Below are 19,360 nucleotides of genomic sequence, written 5' to 3' on the forward strand. Positions count from 1 at the left end.
GCTCAGCCCTCCAGGCTCGGTGCACGCACGGCGCAATGGTCGACATAGGTCCTGATCCGGTCGATGCCATCGGCGCCGTACCAGAACACCTTCCAATGGCCCTGCTTGTAGCAGCCATCGGATTCGGCGTAATAGAAATGATTGATCGGGTTGCCGTTGCGCGAGCGCCAGAACAGCTGTGGGGTTTCTTCGCGCATCACGTTCCAGACCGCGCGGCCAAGGCCTTCGCCCTGCGCGTCGTCGAGCACGGCGAACTTGTCCAGGTACACGCCCTCGGCCTCATCGGTGAGGATCACCGCTGTGCGGTAGTTCTCGCTGACATAGGCGCGCAGCAGCGTGGTCTTCTCGAAATAGTCCGCCACCAGGGTACGGCCGAAACTGGATTCGATCAGGCCCTTCAGGCGCGGCAGGTCCAGCTCGCTCCAGGCGGTTGCACGCAGCACTTTCTCGCCCTTGCGCACCAGCGTGCCCGAGCCCTTGTGGGTGAACAGTTCCTTGGCCAGGTCGGCGGGCCGGGTGATCGATACCGACGATTCCAGCGGCAACCGGTCCAGCAGCGACTTGATCTGTTCGATCTTCACCTTCATGCCACCGTGGATCCACGGCTGTGCGATCAGGTGGTCGTACTCGGTGGACAGGTTGATCGAATCGATCACGCTGCCCTCTTCGTCCAGCAGGCCGCCGGTACCGGTCAGGAAGATGATCTTGTATGGCTGCAGTTCCTGCACCAGTTCGTTGGCGGCGAAATCGGCATTGACGTTGAGGATCTGCCCGCCGGCGGTCTCGCCGAGGCTGGTGATGACCGGTATCGAGCCTGCGCGCAGGCTGGCTTCGATCGGTGCCAGGTTGACCTTCTTCACCTCGCCGACCAGGCCGTAGGTATCCAGGCCCAGGTACTCCGCCTCGAACACGCCACCGGTGATGGAAGTGGCGCGCGCGCCGTTCTGCTGCAGGGCTTCGACCAGGCGCAGGTTGGACTGCTGGAACACCCGGCGCACGATGGCCAGCGCTTCCGGCGAGGTCACCCGCAGGCCGTTGACCGTCTGCTTTTCAATGCCGGCGGCCGACAGTTCCGCATCCAGCTGCGGGCCGGCGCCGTGCAGCACGATCGGGGTCAGGCCGACTTCCTGCAGGAACGACAGCGAGGAGGTCAGCGCGTCGAGATCGTCGCGCAGCACTGCGCCGCCGACCTTGACCACGGCGAAGCGCTTGGCGTCCAGCTGCGAGAAGCGCTTGAGGTACTGGCTGATCTCCTTCGCGCTGGCCATGCTCGAGAGCAGGCGCACGATGGTCTGGCGGGTCTGGCGGTGGGGCTGGAGGGCAGGAGACATTTCGGTTTCGTCACAGGCGGCGGTCGCCGCGTTGCAGTTCCGCCGCGCAGAAGCGCAGCGGCGTTGTAGGTCGATCAGGCGCCAGCGGCGATGATCCGATGTACGGCGTCGGTGTGGCGCTGCAGCTGCTCCAGCGTCACGAACTCGTCGGCGGTATGGGCCTGGGCGATGTCGCCCGGGCCGAACACCAGCGTGGTGTAGCCAGCGGCCGAGAACAGCGACGCCTCGGTCCAGAAGTCCACCGCGTTGCCGATCGGCAGGTCCAGCGCGTCGGCCACGTCGCGCGCCTGCAGGCGGCGGTGTTCGGCTTCGGCGATATCGCCGGCCGGCAGGCTGGGGCCACGGAAGGTTTCGGTGAACACCGCCGCTTCCGGTTCGGCGAAGCCGGCGAAGGTCGCCAGCAGCGCATCGATATCCATCGACGGCAGCGGCCGGAAACCAAAGCGCACTTCCGCCGCCGGCGCGATCATGTTGGCCTTGATGCCACCTTCCACGCGCCCGATGTTGAAGCGCAGGCCGGTCAATCCACCGAAGCGTGCCGAGGCCAGCGATTGGACATGGTCCAGCGCGCGGTTGCCCCAGCGCATCGCCTGGTGCAACGCACTGGCGGCTGCATCCTGCTTGCCCGACGCATGGCCGGCACGGCCGGCGAACTGCATCAGCACCGAGCTGATGCCACGGTGGGCCAGCACCGCTTCGCTCATGGTCGGTTCGGCCACCAGCACGGCTTCGTACTTGATGCCCCGGGCCAGGAACGCGGCGATGCAGCGCGGGTCGTTGGCTTCTTCATCGCTGGAGAACAGGAACGCCGCATCGCCATCACTGGCACTGGCCGCAGCCACCAGCGCTGCAGCCGCGCCCTTGATGTCACACACGCCCAGCCCGATCACGCGGTCCTCGGCGCGCCGCATCACGTGCGGGTCGGCACTCCAGTGCGGCGAGTCCGGCACGGTATCCAGGTGCACGTTGAACAGGTACTTCGGGGTGCCACGCACCGCATACAGGCTGACCGCGCCGGCGCCATGGTCGATCACCTCGACATTGAACCCGGGCAGGTTGTCGCGCAGGTAGTCGAAGATGCCGCCAGTGGTGATCGCACGCGGCGGATTGCGGGTGTCGAAGGACACCAGCGCCTGCAGGTGATCGAGCGTGTGTTCAAGCATGAATCAACAGTTCCTGTGGAATTCCGCCGGACATGGCCCGGCGCTACCGGAACGCGTCTGGTGGAGAGCCCCCTTGGTGTTCAAGGGGGCGCGCCAACGGCGCGGGGTTGAGGAGAAATGCGCGGGCAGGTCGATCGCGGTTTAACCGCGATTGACCTGCGCATACAACGTCGAGCTCATGCCGAACAGCTTGATGAAGCCTTCGGCTTCTTCCACGCCCCAGTCGGCCGACTGTGCATAGGTGGCGCCCTTGGTGTTGAGCAGGTGCGGCGACTTCACCGCAACGGCGTCGACGCGACCGCCACGGGTTTCCAGCACCACTTCACCGTTGACCTTGGCCTGCGAGGACTTCAGGAAGGCTTCGATGTCGGTCTTCAGCGGGTCGTGGTAGAAGCCTTCGTACACCAGCTCCACCCACTTGCGCGCCACGTCCGGCTTGAAGCGGTTCTGCTGCTTGGTCAGCACCGCATCTTCCAGCGCGCGGTGCGCGGCCAGCAGCGAAACCAGGCCCGGCGCTTCGAACACGATGCGGCCCTTCAGGCCGATCACGGTGTCGCCGGTGTACACGCCACGGCCGACGCCGTACGGGGCGAACAGCTTGTTGAGCTGGGCCAGGATCTGCTCGCCCGGCAGTGCCTTGCCGTTGAGCTCCACGGCTTCGCCTTCGACAAACTTCAGGGTGACGGTCAACGGTGCTTCCGGCCATTCGCTGCGCGGTGCGCACCAGCCACGGGCGCCCTCGCCCGGTGCTTCCCAACGATCGATCTCGCCGCCGGACATGGTCAGGCCCAGCAGGTTCTCGTTGATGGTGTAGGCCTGCTGCTTGGCGCGCACGCCGAAGCCACGCTCTTCCAGATACTTCTGTTCGTAGGCGCGGGTCTGGGTGTGCTCCTTCTGGATCTCGCGGATCGGCGCGATGATCTGGTAGTCACCCAAGGCCTTCACGGCCAGGTCGAAGCGCACCTGGTCGTTGCCCATGCCGGTGCAGCCGTGGGCGATGATGTTGGTGCCCAGTTCGGCGGCGCGCTTGAGCGCGGCATCTACGATCAGGTAACGGTCCGACACCAGCAGCGGGTACTGGCCCTGGTAGCCCTCACCGGCCCACACGAACGGCTTGACGAAGCCGGACCAGATGGCCGGACCGCCATCGACGGTCTGGTGGCTGGTGACACCCAGCTCGACGGCACGCTTCTCGATGAAATCGCGCTCTTCGTCATCCACACCGCCGGTATCGGCGAATACGGTATGCACGTTGTAGCCGCGCTCCTGCAGGTACGGCACGCAGAAGCTGGTATCAAGGCCGCCGGAGAAGGCGAGAACGACGTCTTTGTTGCTCATGGGGGTATGTCCTGGTAGCGCCGGGCCATGCCCGGCGGAAATGTTCGAATGGAGAAATCAGCGCCCGGCAACAGCGGCCATGATCGCCTTCTGCACATGCAGGCGATTCTCGGCCTCGTTGATGGCGATGCACTGCGGCGAATCCATCACCCCGTCAGTCGCCTTCACGTTGCGGCGCAGCGGCAGGCAGTGGCTGAACACACCGTTGTTGGTCAGCGCCATCTTCCGCTCGTCGACGATGAAGTGCTTGAACTGGTCGCGGATCGGCTTCTCCGGTTCCCAGTTGCCGAAGAACGGCAGCGCGCCCCAGCTCTTGGCATAGACCACGTCGGCACCGGCATAGGCGCTGTCGATGTCATGGCTGATCTTCAGCGAACCACCGCTCTCGGCCACGTTCTGCTCGGCCCAGCCCATGTAGCGCTCGTCGAGGATGTAGTCGGCAGTCGGGCACAGCAGCGTCACGTCCATGCCCATGCGGGTGGCGATGGTCAGCGCCGAGTTGGCCACCGCGGTGTTCAGCGGCTTGGGGTGGTAGGTCCAGGTCAGCACGTACTTCTTGCCGCGCAGGTCCTGGGTAGCGAAATGCTCCTGCAGCGCCATCACGTGCGCCAGTTCCTGGCACGGGTGGGTGATGGTCTCCATGTTGATCACCGGCACCGGCGAGTATTTGGCGAAGCTCTCGAGCACGACGTCCTGGCGGTCGTAGGCCCAGTCGACGAACTTGGGGAACGCGCGCACGGCGATGATGTCGCAGTAACGGCCGAGCACCTTGGCCACTTCAGCGATGTGCTCTTCGGTATCGCCGTCCATCACCGTGCCGAGGTTGAACTCGATCGGCCATGCATCCTTGCCCGGCTGCAGCACCACCGCGTGGGCACCGAGCTGGAACGCGCCCAGCTCGAAACTGGTGCGGGTGCGCATGGACGGATTGAAGAACACCAGCGCGATCGACTTGCCCTTGAGCTGGTCGCCGAGCTTGTTGCGCTTGAACAGCGCAGCCTGGGTCAGCAGCGCGTCAAGTTCGCTGCGGCTCCAGTCCTGGGTGTTCAGGAAGTGCTTGGGGGACATCATCATTCCTTGCATGAGCGGCGCCGGTGGCCGACGCGGTGGAAGGTGGAAGGTGGAAGGGAAAACCGGGAACGGGAACCAGGGTGGTACGAAAAGGTTGCAGATGAAGCTTTCAGAAGGCGGAAACGAAAAAACCCAGCCGGCGGGCTGGGTTTTTTTCGGACGAACAGCAGAAAGCTCCGGATTACCCAGCGAGAATGTGGGGTTCCGGTCGACGGGCACGCGACGTCATGCCAGTGGCCTGGCGGGCGGCGCTGCTGTCGTGCTGGAAGTCGGTGAGCTTCATTGGTCGGCAATCTTTACATGCGGCCGGGGCCGGCGCAAGAGGCCGGCGTCGCAGAATCAGGGGATGCCGGCGGCTGCCTGCTCCGGGCCCACCCAGGGGGTGATCGAAACCCGGATCTTCAGCCGGTTGCCAGGGTCTTCCGGCAGCCGCGAACGGTACTTGGTGCCCTTGTAGACGTAGTCCACGTCATAGGCGATGGGGCGGCGGAACTCGCGCCCGACAGGCACGATGCGACAGTCCCGGGTCAGCATCGGGCCCGTGTTGGCCGGCGCCGGGGCGGGGGTTTCCGCCGGAAGCTCTTCCAGCACCTCCTCGTCGCTGCGCTTGAACATCGAGCGAACCGAATCCCACAGGCGGCCGATACGGCCCTTGTCCTCGACCGGCTCCTCGCCGGTGACATTGACCGGGGCCAGGGTGCGGGTCGAGACCGGCTCGCAGTGCTCCTCGGTACGGGTCGCGCGCAGGGTCTGGAACACCGGCTCCACGTTGAGCACCTGGGCGTAGTCGAACTTCACGTTCTCCACGATCACCACCCGGTTGCGGGGCTCGGCCTCCTGGGCCAGGACCACGGCGGGCAGCGCCGACAGGCAGGCCAGGGTCAGCAACGCGGTGGTTTTCATTGGCGAAGGGAGCAGGGACACGGCAATAGTGTAGGCAGTGGTGACCGCAAGGGGCTGAACATTACCCGTCCGCGCCGTTCCTGCCCACCCCACCCCGGCCGCCGCTGACGTCCACCGGTGGCAACGGTCCCCCCAAAGGGGCCCGACACGTTCTAAAATCACAGGCTTGTCCCCCAGTCACAGACCCATGACCCTGCGCCTGCACAACAACCTGACTCGCCAGTTCGAACCGTTCACCCCGCTCGACCCGGCCTGTCCGACCCTGTATGTGTGCGGCCCGACGGTCTACAACTACGTGCACATCGGCAACGCCCGTGGGCCGGTGGTGTTCGGGGTGCTGGCCGACCTGCTGCGGCGGCGCTTCGGTGCCCTGCGCTACGCCCGCAACATCACCGACGTGGACGACAAGATCAACACCGCCGCGCGCGAGCAGGGGGTGCCGATCAGCACCATCACCAACCGTTTCGCCGCGGCCTACCGTGAAGACATGGCCGCGCTGGGCGTGGTGCCGCCGGACATCGAACCGGAAGTGACCGCGCACATGGCGCAGATCATCACCATGATCGAGCAGCTCGTCAGCAGCGGGCATGCCTACGCCGCCGAGGGCCACGTGCTGTTCGCCGTCGGCAGTTTCGAGGGCTACGGCAAGCTGTCGCGCCGCGATCCGGACGAGATGCTGGCCGGTGCCCGGGTCGAGGTCGCTCCCTACAAACGTGCGCCGGGTGACTTCGTGCTGTGGAAGCCGTCCGGCGACGACCTGCCGGGCTGGGAATCGCCCTGGGGCCGCGGCCGTCCGGGCTGGCATATCGAATGCTCGGCAATGGCCGCCGCGCACCTGGGCGAGACCATCGATATCCATGCCGGTGGCGTCGACCTGCAGTTCCCGCACCACGAGAACGAGATCGCACAGAGCGAATGCGCACACGGCGGCAAGGTGTTCGCGCGCTTCTGGCTGCACAACGGCATGCTCAACTTCGGCGGCGCCAAGATGAGCAAGTCGATCGGCAACATCGAGCGTGTCCACGACCTGGTGCGCAAGCATGCTCCCGAGGCACTGCGCCTGGCGCTGCTGTCGGCTCACTACCGGCAGCCGCTGGACTGGTCCGATGCGCTGATCGAACAGTCCGGCCGCACCCTCGACCGCCTGTACGGCACCCTTCGCGAACTGGCCGACGTGGCCGCCACGGCAGTGATCCCGGCAGACATCGAAGCGGCATTGGATGACGATCTCAATACGCCGCAGGCGCTGGCCGAAGTGGCCCGTATCGCGGGTGAAGCGCGCCGCGCCACCGATCCTGCCGAACGCGCACGCCTGAAGAGCGAACTGCTCGGCGCGGGTCTCGCCCTGGGCCTGCTGCAGGCCGATCCGGCGCAGTGGTTCGGCAACGCCGCCGGCGACAGCGACGACGACGCGCGCATCCAGGGCTTGATCGACGAACGCGCGGCGGCCAAGCAGGCGCGCGACTTCGCCCGTTCCGACGCCATCCGCGACCAGCTGGCCGCCGAAGGCATCGTGCTGGAAGACACCCCGCAGGGCGTGCGCTGGTCGCGCAAGCGCGGCTGACTGCCCTGCCCCGTGGCCGGTCCGCCGGCCACGCCCCCACTGTAGAGACTGTTGTGATCGACTCCCCGTTCCCGCTTGAACCCACCGCCGCCGAGGCACAGACGGCCATCGCCGAGGAATTCGGTTTCTTCGGCGACTGGTCCGAGCGCTACCAGTATCTGATCGACCTCGGCCGCAAGCTGCCCGCCTTCCCCGAAGAATGGAAGACCGAAGAGCACCGCCTGCTTGGTTGCCAGTCGATGGTCTGGATCGTGCCGGAAGGCAATACGCAGTCGCTGCGTTTCCACGCCATCAGTGATTCGGCCATCGTCTCCGGCCTGATCTTCCTGGCGCTGCGCGTGTACTCCGGGCGCACCGCGCAGGAGATCCTGGCCACCGAACCCAGCTATATCCAGGATATCGGCCTGTCCCGTCACCTGTCGCCGACCCGCAGCAACGGCGTAGCGGCGATGCTGGCCTTCATCCGTGAAACCGCGCAGGCCCAGCTGCAGCGCGATCCGTCGTGAGCGAACCTGCCACGGCCGAAGACACCGCGCTGGGCCTGCTGTCCCGGCCCGGTTTCGCCCGGCTGCTGGCGTACCGCATCTTCGCGATGCTGTCCTACCAAGTGGTCGCGGTCACCGTCGGCTGGCACATCTACGAAGTCACCCGCAATCCGTTCTCGCTGGGCCTGATCGGCCTGGCCGAGGTGCTGCCGTTCTTCTGCGTGGCGCCGTTCGCCGGCTATCTGGTGGATCATCTGCCGCGCCGCAAGCTGGGCATGGTCGCCTGTTCCGGACTGATCGCCACCGCGCTGGTGCTGACCAGCGTAGCCAAGGGCTGGCTGCCGGTTGAAGGCGTGTGGCCGATCTATGCAGCCATCGCCCTGACCGGCATGGTCCGCGCCTTCCTGTCGCCGATCTACAACGCCCTGTTCGCCCGCGTGTTGCCACGTGAACATTTCGCCCGTGGCGCCGGCCTCGGCGCCGTGGTGTTCCAGACCGGCATGATCGCCGGCCCGGCACTGGGTGGCGTGCTGGTCGGCTTCGGTGGCAAGGGCCTGTCCTATGCGGTGGCCACGGCCTTCGCGCTGGTGGCGATGGGCTGCCTGGCCACGCTGAAGGTGGAAGAACCGGTGCATGCCGGACCCGCCGCGCCGATCTTCAAGAGCATCGCCGAAGGTGCACGCTTCGTGGTCGGCAACCGGATCATGGTCGGTGCCATGGCACTGGACATGTTCTCGGTGCTGCTGGGCGGCGTGGTGGCGATGCTGCCGGCGTTCCTGCACGAGATCCTGCACCACGGCCCGGAGGGCCTGGGCATCCTGCGCGCGGCCCCGGCACTGGGTTCGGTGTGCGTCGGCTTGTGGCTGGCGCGCCACCCGCTGCACCGCAATGCTGGTCGCGTGCTGCTGTTTGCGGTGGCCGGCTTCGGCCTGTGCGTGATCGGCTTCGGCCTGTCCCAGCACTTCTGGCTGTCGGCATTGATCCTGCTGTTCTACGGCGCCTTCGACGGCGTGTCGGTGGTGATCCGCTCCACCATCCTGCAGCTGGCCACGCCGGAAGAGATGCGCGGCCGGGTATCGTCGATCAACGGCATCTTCATCAGCTCGTCCAACGAACTGGGCGCCTTCTATGCCGGCACGATGGCCAAGGTACTGGGGCTGGTACCGGCGGTGGTGCTGGGCGGGTTCGCGGTGCTGAGCGTGGCCGGGATCACCGCGTGGAAGAACCCGACGCTGCGGAAATTGAATCTGCGCGATCTGCAGTAGCGTCGGCTCGTCGTTTCCGCGACAGCGGGTTTACGTGCGCCGACGCACTGGTAGCGCCGGGCCATGCCCGGCGGCCCTTTTCCGCGACCGCGGCGGGGTGTCACTTTCTTTGCGCGCGCACCGTGCTGCAGGAGCAGCGCGGAACGGCGTAGCCGGCCCGCAGGGTGGGGCACATGGATGTGCGCCATCAAGAAAGTAACCAAAGAAACGCGCCGCCATCCGCGAGCCGGCGCTGCGCACCGGTGCCCTGCGCTCCTCGGTGAATCAGGGGACGGCGCCGAACTCGCTGCGCTCAAACAGCGGCGCCTCTTCGCCCCTGATTCCCCTGCGGTGCTCGGCTCGCTACAAGGCGGACCCAACAGCCGCGAGCGCACGCATGACCGCTCCTGGTAGAGCCAAGCCATGCTTGGCTGCTCTTGCTCTTGCTCTTGCTCTTCCCTGCCTCTTGCTCTTCCCTGCCCGCCGGCTTCGGCCTGAGCCGAGCATGGGCTGGGCTCTACAGCGGCCGCACTCGGGAACCGTCTGGAGCGGGCGGGTCACCCGGGCCAGGACCGTTCGCGCCATGGATGGCGCGACCGAGGCCCCAGGGATGGGTTTACGGCGTGTCCTGGCCCGGGTGACCCGCCCGCTCGCTCATGGAACAACCAAGGCGCCGCTCTACACAGCCAATCGCACAGCAACAAAAAACCCGACCGAAGCCGGGCTTTTCGCATGACATCACAACGAACCGGAATCAGTCGCCCTGCTGCTTCTGCAGGTGCTCCCAACGCTCCTGGGCGTCGATGGTGCGCTCGGCGGTCAGGCGCGCTTCGAGGCGCTCCAGGCCGATCTCTTCACCGGTGTCCACGCAATACCCGTAATCGCCCGCTTCCAGGCGCTTGAGGGTGCTGTCGATCTTGCCGATCAGCTTGCGGTAACGATCACGGGTGCGCAGTTCCAGCGAGTTCTCGGTCTCGCGGGTCGCGCGCTCGGCTTCATCGCCGATGTCACGCACTTCCTCACGCAGGTTCTCGATGGTCTGCTTGGACTCTTCCACCAGATCGGCGCGCCAGTTCTGCAGGCGCTGGCGGAAGTATTCCTGCTGCAGCGGGCTCATGTACTCCTCGTCCGAGGCCGGCTTGTAGCCTGCCGGCAGGATCGGGCGGCCAGTGGCCTCGTCGGTCTTGTATTCGACGACCTTGTACTTGCTGCGCGGCGCGGGTGCCGACGAACGGGCGGCGACGGCCACAGCGACCTTGCCCACGGGGCGGGTCACGGTCTTCGGAGCGGAATCGGATTTCACGGCGGTTTTAGCAGGCGATTTCGAAACGGGCACGGGATTCTTGGATTGCGGGGCGGTCGATGCTGCAGAAGCGGCGGCCGGGGCCGGCTTGGGGGCCGGTTTGGCTGCTGCCACTGCCGCGGTCTTGGCCGGGACAGACTTGGCCGGGGCCGGCTTCGCAGCTGGCTTCGGTGCGGACTTCACTACAGGGGCCGGCGTCGGTTTGGCAGCCGGCGCGGCGACATTCTTGGCAGCCTTGGTGGCAGGTGCCGGCTTGGCAGGAGCCACCTTCTTCGCTGCCGGCTTCGCAGCAGGCGCGGCGGCAACCTTCTTCACCACCGCCTTCGGCGCCGGCTTGGCTGCTGCCTTCTTCGGTGCCGGCTTGGCAGCGGCCTTCTTCACCGGCGCAGCCTTGCTGGCAACCTTCTTCACCGCCGGCGCCTTCTTGCTGGCAGCGGCAGGTTTGGCCTTGACCGGCGCAGCGGATTTCTTCGCCACTGCCGGCTTGCCGGACTTGGCAGGCGCTTTCTTTGCGGTGGCCTTCCTGGCCGCCGGTTGTGAGGATGCCGCCTTGGTCACCGGCTTGCTGGCCGGCTTCTTGGCAACGGGCTTGGCCGCCAACTTCTTCACAACAGGCTTGGCGGTTTTCTTGGCGGCCTTGACGGCCTTCTTTGCAGTTTTTTTAGCAGCCACGAAACGCTCTTCCTTGGATTCCCCGGGGCCCGGGAAAGCGGGCCTTTATAGCCTACCCGACCCGCAGCAGCAACCTCGGGGGCCCGCTCCATTCAGTCCAGGAGTCAATGGGTCCAAGGCGCGGTCCGACGAACACGGACCGCCTTGCGCGGTACGGAACCTTTCCGGCACCCGGAGGGGCGCCGATAGCGGCCGCAGGCCATCTGCGACATGCGACCAAGGGCCCATCCTGCACAAATGCGGCCTTCATGCCAACTGGCTTAAGATGACTGAGTGATCTCGCGCCTGCTCATCGCCCTGCTGCGCTTCTACAAGCGCTTCATCAGCCCGCTGCTGGGGCCTCGCTGCCGTTTCGTGCCGAGCTGCTCTGAATACGCCATGGACGCCATCTCCCGGCACGGCCCGCTACGCGGCAGCTGGCTGGCGGCGCGACGGCTGGGCCGTTGCCATCCGTTCCATCCCGGCGGCTTCGATCCCGTGCCCGAATCTCCCAACGCCCCTTCTTGCCGTTGCACAGGAAAACACTGACATGTCCTCCACGCTCATCACCAACGCCCGCCTGGTCAACGAAGGACGCACCTTCGAAGGCGACCTGCGCATCGAGAACGACCGCATCGCGCAGATCGGCAAAGGGTTGACCCCGCGTGATGGCGAACAGGTGGTGGATGCGGCCGGGCGCTGGCTGCTGCCCGGGATGATCGACGACCAGGTGCACTTCCGCGAACCGGGCCTGACCCACAAGGGCGACATCGCCAGCGAATCGGCCGCGGCCGTGGCCGGCGGCCTGACCAGCTTCATGGACATGCCCAACACCAACCCGCCGACGCTCGACTCGACCATTCTTGAAGCCAAGTACGAGCTGGCGCGCGGCCGCGCCTGGGCCAACTACGGCTTCTACCACGGCGCCAGCAACGACAACCTGGACGCCATCCGTGCGCTCGACCCGAAGAAGGCGCCGGGTGTGAAGGTATTCATGGGGGCTTCCACCGGCAACATGCTGGTCGACAACCCGGAAACCCTGGACGCGATCTTCCGCGAGTGCCCGACCCCGATCATCACGCACTGCGAAGACACGCCGATGATCGATGCCAACCTGAAGGCCTTCCAGGAAAAGTACGGCGACGCGCTGACCCCGGAGATGCACCCGGACATCCGTTCGCGCGAAGCCTGCATCAAGTCGACGCGGCTGGCCATGTCGCTGGCGCGCAAGCACGGCACCCGCCTGCACGTGCTGCACATCTCCACCGCCGACGAACTGGCGCTGTTCGAGAAGGGTCCGCTGATCCGCGCCGACGGCAGCCGCAAGCAGATTACCGCCGAGACCTGCGTGCACTTCCTGCACTTCGCCCGCCCGGACTACGCCACCAAGGGCAACCTGATCAAGTGCAATCCGGCGATCAAGGATGTGGCCGATCGCGAGGCGATCACGGCCGCGTTGGCTGACGACGTGCTGGATGTCCTGGCCACCGACCACGCCCCGCATACCTGGGAAGAGAAGCAGAAGCCCTATGCGCAGGCGCCGTCCGGCCTGCCGCTGGTGCAGTACGCGCTGGTCGCCGCACTGGAACGCGTGCACGAAGGCAAGCTGACCCGCGAGCAGGTGGTGCAGAAATTCGCTCATGCTCCCGCCCAGCTGTTCGACGTGGAAGAGCGTGGCTTCCTGCGCGAAGGCTACTTCGCCGATCTGGTAATGGTGGAAGACGTGCCGTTCACCGTGAAGCGCGAGGACGTGCTGTCCAAGTGCGGCTGGTCGCCGTTCGAAGGCACCACGTTCCGTTCGCGCGTGGCCTCGACCTGGGTCAACGGCCAGCGGGTGTGGGACGGCAGTTCGCTGGTGGGCGAGCCCGCCGGCCAGCGCATGACCTACGACCGCTGATGCGTTCGGCACTCGTGTTCGGGGCGCTGCTGCTGGCGGCGCCCCTGTTCCCCGCACCGGCGGCAGAAGCTCAGGACGGCATCGGCGACCTGATCGACAGCCGCGTGGTGTTTCCGGCCAGCGCGTCGCAGGGCGCGCTGGTGATCGGCAAGGTTCCCGCCGGCAGCAGCGTGCGCTACGCAGGCCGCGAGCTGCGCGTGAGCGGCTACGGCAGCGTGGTGTTCGGCATCGGTCGCGATGAGAAGGGCCCCCTGCTGGTACAGATCCGCCGGCCGGATGGCGGCAGCGAGACTGCCGCCATCTCGGTGACCCCGCGTGATTGGCCAACCGAGCGGGTCAACGGCGTGCCGCCGAAGACGGTCAATCCACCGCCGGCCATCGCCGAACGGATCAAGCGCGAACAGGCGCAGGTTACCGCTGCGCGCGTGCGCGACGACAACCGCACCGATTTCACCCAGACCTTCATCTGGCCGGTGCAGGGGCGCATCAGCGGCCGCTTCGGCAATGCGCGCGTGTACAACGGCCAGCCGGGTGCCGGTCACTCCGGCATGGACATCGCGGTGCCGACCGGCACCCCGGTGAAAGCACCGGCCGCTGGTGTAGTGACGTTCGCCGGTCCGGATCTGTACCTGACCGGCGGCACCTTGCTGCTCGACCACGGCTTCGGGGTCAGTTCGAACTTCCTGCACCTGTCGCGCATCGACGTGAAGGTCGGTGATCGTGTCGAACAGGGCCAGGTGATTGCTGCCGTCGGCGCGACCGGTCGAGCCACCGGCCCGCATCTGCACTGGGGCATGAACTGGTTCGACACCCGCATCGACCCGCTGCTGGTGCTGGAACGCAAGTAACGGTAGTGCCGGCCGCTGGCCGGCAACCTCATGGTGTTCAGCAACCTACCCGGATTGCCGGCCAGCGGCCGGCACTACCAGGTGATGGTTCAGCCGCGCGCGACCCACCACACACGCAGCAACGTGCGTACGGGCGTCGCCTCGACCGGCTTGCCGGCGGCCTGCGCCGCCAGACGTGCACGCGCCAGGCTCGACCACACCCGGCGTGCACGTGGACCGGGCACGCGGGTGCCCCACCCTTTCAGCAACTGCTGCGCCCAACGCTGTGCAGCGTTGCCGGCATCTTCGTCCAGCAGGCTGCGCGGAACCCCGGCCACACCAGCGTCCTGCAGGCGCTGCGCCAATGTCTGCAGCAGCACGGCATGGCCAGCACCCTTGCGCGGCGTGTCGGCAAACACCACGGCCTCGACTGCAGCCACCGCGTCGGCATAGTTGCCCAGTGCGCGTTCGGCACCGGCAGCGTCCAGCGCGACGGTGCGCGCCTCGACCAGATCCGGCAGCGCCTCGGCCAGCTGCACCCACGGTGCCCGCACCGGCTCCAGCACGCGTCCCAGCGGATGCCGCGAACGCTGCGCGGCCCAGCTGCGCAGTTCCTCGCCCCACCACGCCAGCTTGGCGTCCGCCGGCAGCGGGTCGCCAGCGGTGTTGAGCATGTCGTCGAATTCCTGCAGCAGCGCGAACCACGCCAGCGCGACATTTCGCTGCGGTTCGGCCACGAACGGCTCAGCCACCGACCATTCCGGCCAACGGCTGCGCCACTTGTCGAGGAAACTATCCAGCGCGGTACTGCTCACTACGTTGTTCCTTACGGCTGGGCCGGGGTCGCCGGCCGGGTCGGCCAGAGGCTGGCCAGTTGCAGGAGTTCGGCGTTCTCGACCAGCACATCGGCCTGCCAGGCCAGCGGATCGTCGCTGTGCAGGCGGTAGCCCCACAGCGCCGCCACCGACAGCATGCCAGCGGCACGCGCGGCGATGATGTCGCGCTCATCGTCGCCGACATACACGCAATCTTCCGCTGCAATGCCGATGGCCTGCGCGGCGTGCAGCAGCGGCAGTGGATGCGGCTTGCGTTCGGCCAGGGTGTCCCCGCCGACCAGCACCGCGCAGCGTTGCTGCCACTGCTGTTGCGGCAGGATCAGCCGGGCGAGGTACTCAGGCTTGTTGGTGACGATGCCCCACACGGTACCGGCCGCGTCCAGCGCCTCGAGCATGCCGACAACCCCGTCGAACAACACGGCGTGCTGGCCGATCAAGGCTTCGTAGCGCTGCAGGAACTCGGGAATCAGCGCATCGCGCTCGGCCGCATCCAGCTCTGGAAACGCGGCCGACACCATCGCCCGCGAGCCCTTTGATACCACCGGACGCAGTCGCGCCGGATCGATCGGCGCACGACCGCGCTCGGCCAGCATCGCATCGAGGGTGGCGACGAAATCCGGTGCGCTGTCCAGCAGCGTGCCATCCAGGTCGAACAGCACCGCACGCGGGAACACGGCAGCGGTCACGGCGCCTTGACCGCGTGGGCCAGGTAGTTGATGTCGGTGCGGCTGCTCAGGCGGGCGCGGTTGCGCCACGGCTCGTAGGCCATGCCGCTGACATCGGCCAGCTGCAGGTCGGCCTCGCGCAGCCAGCGCGCCAGCTCGGCCGGCTTGATGAATTCCTGGTAGTGGTGGGTGCCCTTGGGCAGCAGCCGCGCCACGTACTCGGCACCGACGATGGCCACTGCAAAGGCTGCAGCCGTGCGGTTGATGGTGGACAGGAACAGGTGGCCGCCCGGCTTCAGCAGCCGCTTGCAGGCCTCGATGATCGCGCCCGGATCGGGCACGTGCTCGAGCATTTCCATGCAGGTCACCACGTCGAAGCTGCCCGGCTGTTCGGCGGCGAGGTCTTCGGCGGCCTGTACCCGGTAGTCGACGCTGACGCCGCTCTCCAGTGCATGCAGGCGCGCAACCTTGACCAGCTCCGGCGCCAGGTCGATGGCGGTCACTTCGGCACCGGCCTGGGCCAGCGCTTCGCTCAGCAGTCCGCCACCGCAACCGATGTCGAGCACGCGCGCACCACGCAGCGGCGCGCGATCGGCAACGTACTGCAGGCGCACCGGATTCAGTGCGTGCAGCGGCTTCTGCGGGCCATCAGCGTCCCACCAGCGGTTGGCCAGCGCGGCGAACTTGTCCAGCTCGGCCTGATCGAAATTGGAAGAAGCGTGGGGGGCTGTCATGACGGTTGTCCTTGCGGCGCCTGTGCTCAGGCGCGGATATGACGGATACGCTCGCGCCACTGGCGCGCGTTGGCGATGATGCCCGGCAGGTCCATGCCGACCAGCTCACGCTGCACCAGCTTGGGCTTGCCGGCGATCCAGACATCGCTGACCTGCTGGCGACCGGTGGCGTACACCAGCTGCGACAGCACGTTGTGCAGCGGCTGGGTTTCCAGCGCCGACAGGTCGACGCAGATAAGGTCGGCCTGCTTGCCCGCCTCGATCGAGCCGATGCGCTCACCGAAGCCCAGTGCGCGGGCGCCACCCAGCGTGGACGCGCGCAACGTGGTCGCCGCGTCCAGCGCGGTGGCATCGTCGGCCACGGCCTTGGCCAGGATCGCCGCGGTGCGGTTTTCGCTGAACATGTCCAGGTCGTTGTTGCTGGCGCAACCATCGGTACCGATGGCAAGGTTCACGCCGGCGCGCTGCAGGGCGCAGGCCGGGCAGAAACCGGAGGCCAGTTTCAGGTTCGATTCCGGGCAATGCACCACGCTGACGCCACGCTCGGCGCACAGGTGGATCTCCGCCTCGGTCAGCTGGGTCATGTGCACCGCGATCAGGCGGTCGTTGACCAGGCCGAGGCGATCCAACCGCGCCAGCGGACGCTGGCCATGCAGCTTGATCGAATCGGTGATTTCCTGCGCGGTTTCATGGGTATGCAGGTGCACCTGCATGTCCAGCTGGTCGGACAGCATCCGCACCCGCTCGAAATTGGCATCGTTGACCGTGTACGGCGCATGCGGGGCGAACGCGGTGCCGATCAGCGGATCGGTGCGCCACTGGTCATGCAGTTCACCGGCCTTGGCGAAGTACTCGTCGTCGGTCTTGGCCCAGGCGGTGGGGAAATCGATGATCACCGCGCCGACCAGCGCGCGGAAACCGTGCTTCTTGTAGACGGCGGCCTGCACGTCACCGAAGAAATAATTCTCGTTGGCGCAGGTGGTGCCGCCACGCAGCATCTCGGCGATGGCAAGGGTGGTGCCGTCGGCCACGAACTCGGGACCGATCACCGCCGCTTCCACCGGCCAGATGTGCTGCTGCAGCCAGGTCATCAGCGGCAGGTCGTCGGCAACGCCGCGCAGCAGGGTCATCGGGTTGTGCGTATGTGCGTTGACCAGGCCTGGCATCAGCGCGGCCTCGGGGCGGCTGACCACCTGGGTGGCACGGAAACGCACGCGCGCTTCGGCACGCGGCAGGATGGCCACGATCTCGCTGCCACGCACGGCGACGGCATGGTCTTCCAGCACCACCGCATGCGGCTCGATCGGAACGACAAAACCGGCTTCGATGAGCAGGTCGCAGGCTTCGGGGAGGTGCGGGCTATCGCTCATGCGGGCTCACTGGCTATGGGGGAAGGACCGTACGTAGCCTTGGCTCCGACCTGGCGACTGATCACCGGTCAAACGGCTACCGCTGGGCTTCTGGAAGGCAAGCCCCTGAGTCAGGGGCGGCCGCGAAGCGGCGGGGTGTGGGTGCTGGTGAGCGGGGCCCACGATCCGCATGGCGGAGCGTGGGAGCGCCAGCGCGAATGCGCCGGCGCGTACCCGGATTACTTGACGCGCGAGGAGTACTCGCCTGAGCGGGTGTCGACCTTGATGATTTCATCCTGGTTGACGAACAACGGCACGCGCACCACAGCACCGGTTTCCAGGGTGGCCGGCTTGCCGCCACCGCCCGAGGTGTCGCCACGGACGCCCGGGTCGGTCTCGGTGATCTTCAGTTCGACGAAGTTCGGCGGCTGCACGAAGATCGGCGAGCCATTGAACAGGGTCACGATGCAGGACTCCTCGCCCTTCAACCACTTCTCGGCACCGCCCATGCCGGCCTTGTCGGCCTGCACCTGCTCGAAGGTCTCCGGGTCCATGAAATGCCAGTACTCGCCGTCGCTGTACATGTAGTCCATGTTGGTATCGACCACATCGGCCACTTCCACGTCGTCGGTCGCCTTCATGGTCATTTCGACCGTGCGGCCCGACTTGATGAAGCGGTAGCGCACGCGGGTGAAGGCCTGGCCCTTGCCCGGCTTGATGAACTCGGTCTCGGAGATGACGGCCGGTTCATTGTTGACCAGGATCTTCATCCCGTTCTTGACATCGTTCATGCCCGCAGTGGCCATGCTCAAGCTCCTCAAATGGCGAAACCGCCGCGCGTGCGGCGAGCCGGATAGAATGGAAAGCCCACCGGAACCCCGGCGGGCAACTGTTTATGTGTCCATGATAACCGCAGGCCCCCTCTCCATGCAGCTTTCCGCCGTTCCCCGGACCCAGTCGCCAGGCGCGCCCGCGCGCTGGCAGCAGCTCTGGCGTCAGGCCCTGCGCGACCCGCAGACGCTGCTGGCCCGGCTGGATCTGGATGCCGCAGCGCTGGGTGTATCGGAGGCTGCCATCGCCCAATTCGCACTGCGCGTGCCGGAGGGTTTCGTCGCGCGCATGCGCCGTGGCGATGCCCACGATCCGTTGCTGCGGCAGGTATTGCCGATCGACGCGGAGATGCGCCCAGCCCCCGGGTTCAGTTTCGACGCGGTGGGCGACGGCGCGGCCAAGAAGGCCACCGGGGTCATCCAGAAATACCGTGGCCGTGCCCTGCTCGTGGCCACCGGAAGCTGCGCGATCAACTGTCGCTACTGTTTCCGCCGGCATTTCGACTATGGCGCCGAAAACGCCGCCAAGGGGGGCTGGCAGGAGGCGGTGGACGCCATCGCAGCAGATCCCGACATCGATGAGGTGATCCTGTCCGGCGGCGACCCGCTGTCGCTGGCTACCCACAAGCTGGCCGAGCTGACCGATGCACTGCGCGGCATCACGCATATCCGCCGGCTGCGCATCCACACCCGCCTGCCGATCGTACTGCCCGAGCGGGTCGATAACGAACTGCAGGCCTGGCTGGGCAGCCTGCCCTGGCCACTGGCGATCGTGGTCCACGCCAACCACGCCAATGAATTCGACGCCAGCGTCGATACCGCGATGGCCCGCCTGCGCGCCATCGGCGCCCAGTTGCTGAACCAGGCGGTGCTGCTGCGCGGAGTCAACGACAGCGTGCAGGCGCTGCAGGACCTGAGCGAGCGCAGCTTCGCAGCGGGCGTGCTGCCCTATTACCTGCACCAGTTGGATCGGGTCGAGGGCGTGGCCCACTTCGAAGTGGACGACGTCCAGGCCAAGGCCCTGATTGCCGGCCTCACTGCTCGCCTGTCCGGCTATCTGGTACCCAAGCTGGTCCGCGAACTGCCCGGCGACCCGAGCAAGCGCCCGGTTTGACAGTAGATCCGCGCCATGCGTGGATGGGCGTTCCTGGCAGAAGCATCCACGCATG

The 19,360-nt window shown here is 66.6% G+C and carries 18 protein-coding genes; 7 read left to right on the forward strand and 11 right to left on the reverse strand.

Annotated elements, in window-relative coordinates:
* Positions 1 to 2 precede the first annotated feature (2 nt).
* From ACEF39_RS14125 to ACEF39_RS14145, 5 genes are all read right to left on the reverse strand, one after another.
* Complete coding sequence (locus tag ACEF39_RS14125; protein ID WP_236511001.1) at positions 3 to 1,331, reverse strand: acetylglutamate kinase; 1,329 nt, start codon at positions 1,329 to 1,331, stop codon at positions 3 to 5.
* Between the two features lie 74 nt (positions 1,332 to 1,405).
* Positions 1,406 to 2,494 carry an acetylornithine deacetylase gene (locus ACEF39_RS14130; protein WP_500285507.1) on the reverse strand — a complete coding sequence of 363 codons (1,089 nt, stop codon included), beginning with the start codon at positions 2,492 to 2,494 and terminating at the stop codon, positions 1,406 to 1,408.
* A 141-nt stretch (positions 2,495 to 2,635) separates the two neighbouring features.
* A complete protein-coding gene (locus tag ACEF39_RS14135) occupies positions 2,636 to 3,832 on the reverse strand; it encodes an argininosuccinate synthase (RefSeq protein ID WP_500285508.1) in 1,197 nt (398 codons plus the stop codon).
* A gap of 57 nt (positions 3,833 to 3,889) precedes the next feature.
* On the reverse strand, positions 3,890 to 4,900 hold the full coding sequence (locus ACEF39_RS14140; RefSeq protein ID WP_500285509.1) for an N-acetylornithine carbamoyltransferase: 1,011 nt from the start codon (positions 4,898 to 4,900) through the stop codon (positions 3,890 to 3,892).
* A 342-nt stretch (positions 4,901 to 5,242) separates the two neighbouring features.
* Positions 5,243 to 5,806 (reverse strand): hypothetical protein, encoded by a 564-nt coding sequence (locus ACEF39_RS14145; protein ID WP_500288028.1) that lies wholly within the window; start codon positions 5,804 to 5,806, stop codon positions 5,243 to 5,245.
* A 187-nt stretch (positions 5,807 to 5,993) separates the two neighbouring features.
* On the opposite strand from ACEF39_RS14145, the gene cysS reads away from it, so the two are divergent.
* Genes cysS through ACEF39_RS14160 form a run of 3 tightly spaced genes read left to right on the forward strand, consistent with a single transcriptional unit; the run spans position 5,994 to position 9,120 of the window.
* Positions 5,994 to 7,370, forward strand: coding sequence for a cysteine--tRNA ligase (gene cysS, locus ACEF39_RS14150; RefSeq protein ID WP_500285510.1), 1,377 nt, complete (start codon positions 5,994 to 5,996; stop codon positions 7,368 to 7,370).
* Positions 7,371 to 7,423: 53 nt separating this feature from the next.
* The gene (locus ACEF39_RS14155) at positions 7,424 to 7,876 is read left to right on the forward strand and encodes a SufE family protein (RefSeq protein ID WP_089236228.1); all 453 of its coding nucleotides are present in this window, start codon (positions 7,424 to 7,426) and stop codon (positions 7,874 to 7,876) included.
* Positions 7,873 to 9,120: an MFS transporter gene (locus ACEF39_RS14160; protein ID WP_180166385.1), complete on the forward strand. Its 1,248-nt coding sequence runs from the start codon at positions 7,873 to 7,875 to the stop codon at positions 9,118 to 9,120. The genes ACEF39_RS14155 and ACEF39_RS14160 overlap by 4 nt, the downstream gene beginning before the upstream one ends.
* 733 nt (positions 9,121 to 9,853) lie before the next feature.
* Here the strand turns inward: ACEF39_RS14160 and dksA are convergent.
* Positions 9,854 to 11,074, reverse strand: coding sequence for an RNA polymerase-binding protein DksA (gene dksA / locus ACEF39_RS14165; protein WP_500285511.1), 1,221 nt, complete (start codon positions 11,072 to 11,074; stop codon positions 9,854 to 9,856).
* Positions 11,075 to 11,347: 273 nt separating this feature from the next.
* Between dksA and yidD the strand changes: the two genes are divergently transcribed.
* Genes yidD through ACEF39_RS14180 form a run of 3 tightly spaced genes read left to right on the forward strand, consistent with a single transcriptional unit; the run spans position 11,348 to position 13,798 of the window.
* Positions 11,348 to 11,602, forward strand: coding sequence for a membrane protein insertion efficiency factor YidD (yidD, locus tag ACEF39_RS14170; protein WP_014037867.1), 255 nt, complete (start codon positions 11,348 to 11,350; stop codon positions 11,600 to 11,602).
* A gap of 1 nt (position 11,603) precedes the next feature.
* Positions 11,604 to 12,950, forward strand: coding sequence for a dihydroorotase (locus ACEF39_RS14175; RefSeq protein WP_500285512.1), 1,347 nt, complete (start codon positions 11,604 to 11,606; stop codon positions 12,948 to 12,950).
* Complete coding sequence (locus ACEF39_RS14180) at positions 12,950 to 13,798, forward strand: M23 family metallopeptidase (protein ID WP_500285513.1); 849 nt, start codon at positions 12,950 to 12,952, stop codon at positions 13,796 to 13,798. Before ACEF39_RS14175 ends, ACEF39_RS14180 begins: the two co-directional genes overlap by 1 nt.
* 89 nt (positions 13,799 to 13,887) lie before the next feature.
* Here the strand turns inward: ACEF39_RS14180 and ACEF39_RS14185 are convergent, their stop codons facing one another.
* The 5 genes from ACEF39_RS14185 to efp all read right to left on the reverse strand — a co-directional run bounded on the left by ACEF39_RS14185 (position 13,888) and on the right by efp (position 18,167).
* Positions 13,888 to 14,592 carry a squalene/phytoene synthase family protein gene (locus ACEF39_RS14185; protein ID WP_500285514.1) on the reverse strand — a complete coding sequence of 235 codons (705 nt, stop codon included), beginning with the start codon at positions 14,590 to 14,592 and terminating at the stop codon, positions 13,888 to 13,890.
* Between the two features lie 11 nt (positions 14,593 to 14,603).
* The gene (locus tag ACEF39_RS14190) at positions 14,604 to 15,299 is read right to left on the reverse strand and encodes a phosphoglycolate phosphatase (protein WP_500285515.1); all 696 of its coding nucleotides are present in this window, start codon (positions 15,297 to 15,299) and stop codon (positions 14,604 to 14,606) included.
* Positions 15,296 to 16,012 (reverse strand): bifunctional 2-polyprenyl-6-hydroxyphenol methylase/3-demethylubiquinol 3-O-methyltransferase UbiG, encoded by a 717-nt coding sequence (gene ubiG / locus ACEF39_RS14195; RefSeq protein ID WP_033831579.1) that lies wholly within the window; start codon positions 16,010 to 16,012, stop codon positions 15,296 to 15,298. The genes ACEF39_RS14190 and ubiG overlap by 4 nt, the downstream gene beginning before the upstream one ends.
* 26 nt (positions 16,013 to 16,038) lie before the next feature.
* On the reverse strand, positions 16,039 to 17,382 hold the full coding sequence (locus tag ACEF39_RS14200; RefSeq protein WP_500285516.1) for a TRZ/ATZ family hydrolase: 1,344 nt from the start codon (positions 17,380 to 17,382) through the stop codon (positions 16,039 to 16,041).
* A 218-nt stretch (positions 17,383 to 17,600) separates the two neighbouring features.
* Positions 17,601 to 18,167: an elongation factor P gene (gene efp / locus ACEF39_RS14205; protein ID WP_006379771.1), complete on the reverse strand. Its 567-nt coding sequence runs from the start codon at positions 18,165 to 18,167 to the stop codon at positions 17,601 to 17,603.
* Between the two features lie 97 nt (positions 18,168 to 18,264).
* Here efp and epmB point away from each other — a divergent pair, with 97 nt between their 5' ends.
* Positions 18,265 to 19,305, forward strand: a complete 1,041-nt coding sequence (gene epmB / locus ACEF39_RS14210) for an EF-P beta-lysylation protein EpmB (RefSeq protein ID WP_500288029.1) — start codon at positions 18,265 to 18,267, stop codon at positions 19,303 to 19,305.
* Positions 19,306 to 19,360 lie beyond the last annotated feature (55 nt).

Source organism: Stenotrophomonas indicatrix, from assembly GCA_041545745.1.
GTDB classification, from domain to species: domain Bacteria; phylum Pseudomonadota; class Gammaproteobacteria; order Xanthomonadales; family Xanthomonadaceae; genus Stenotrophomonas; species Stenotrophomonas indicatrix_A.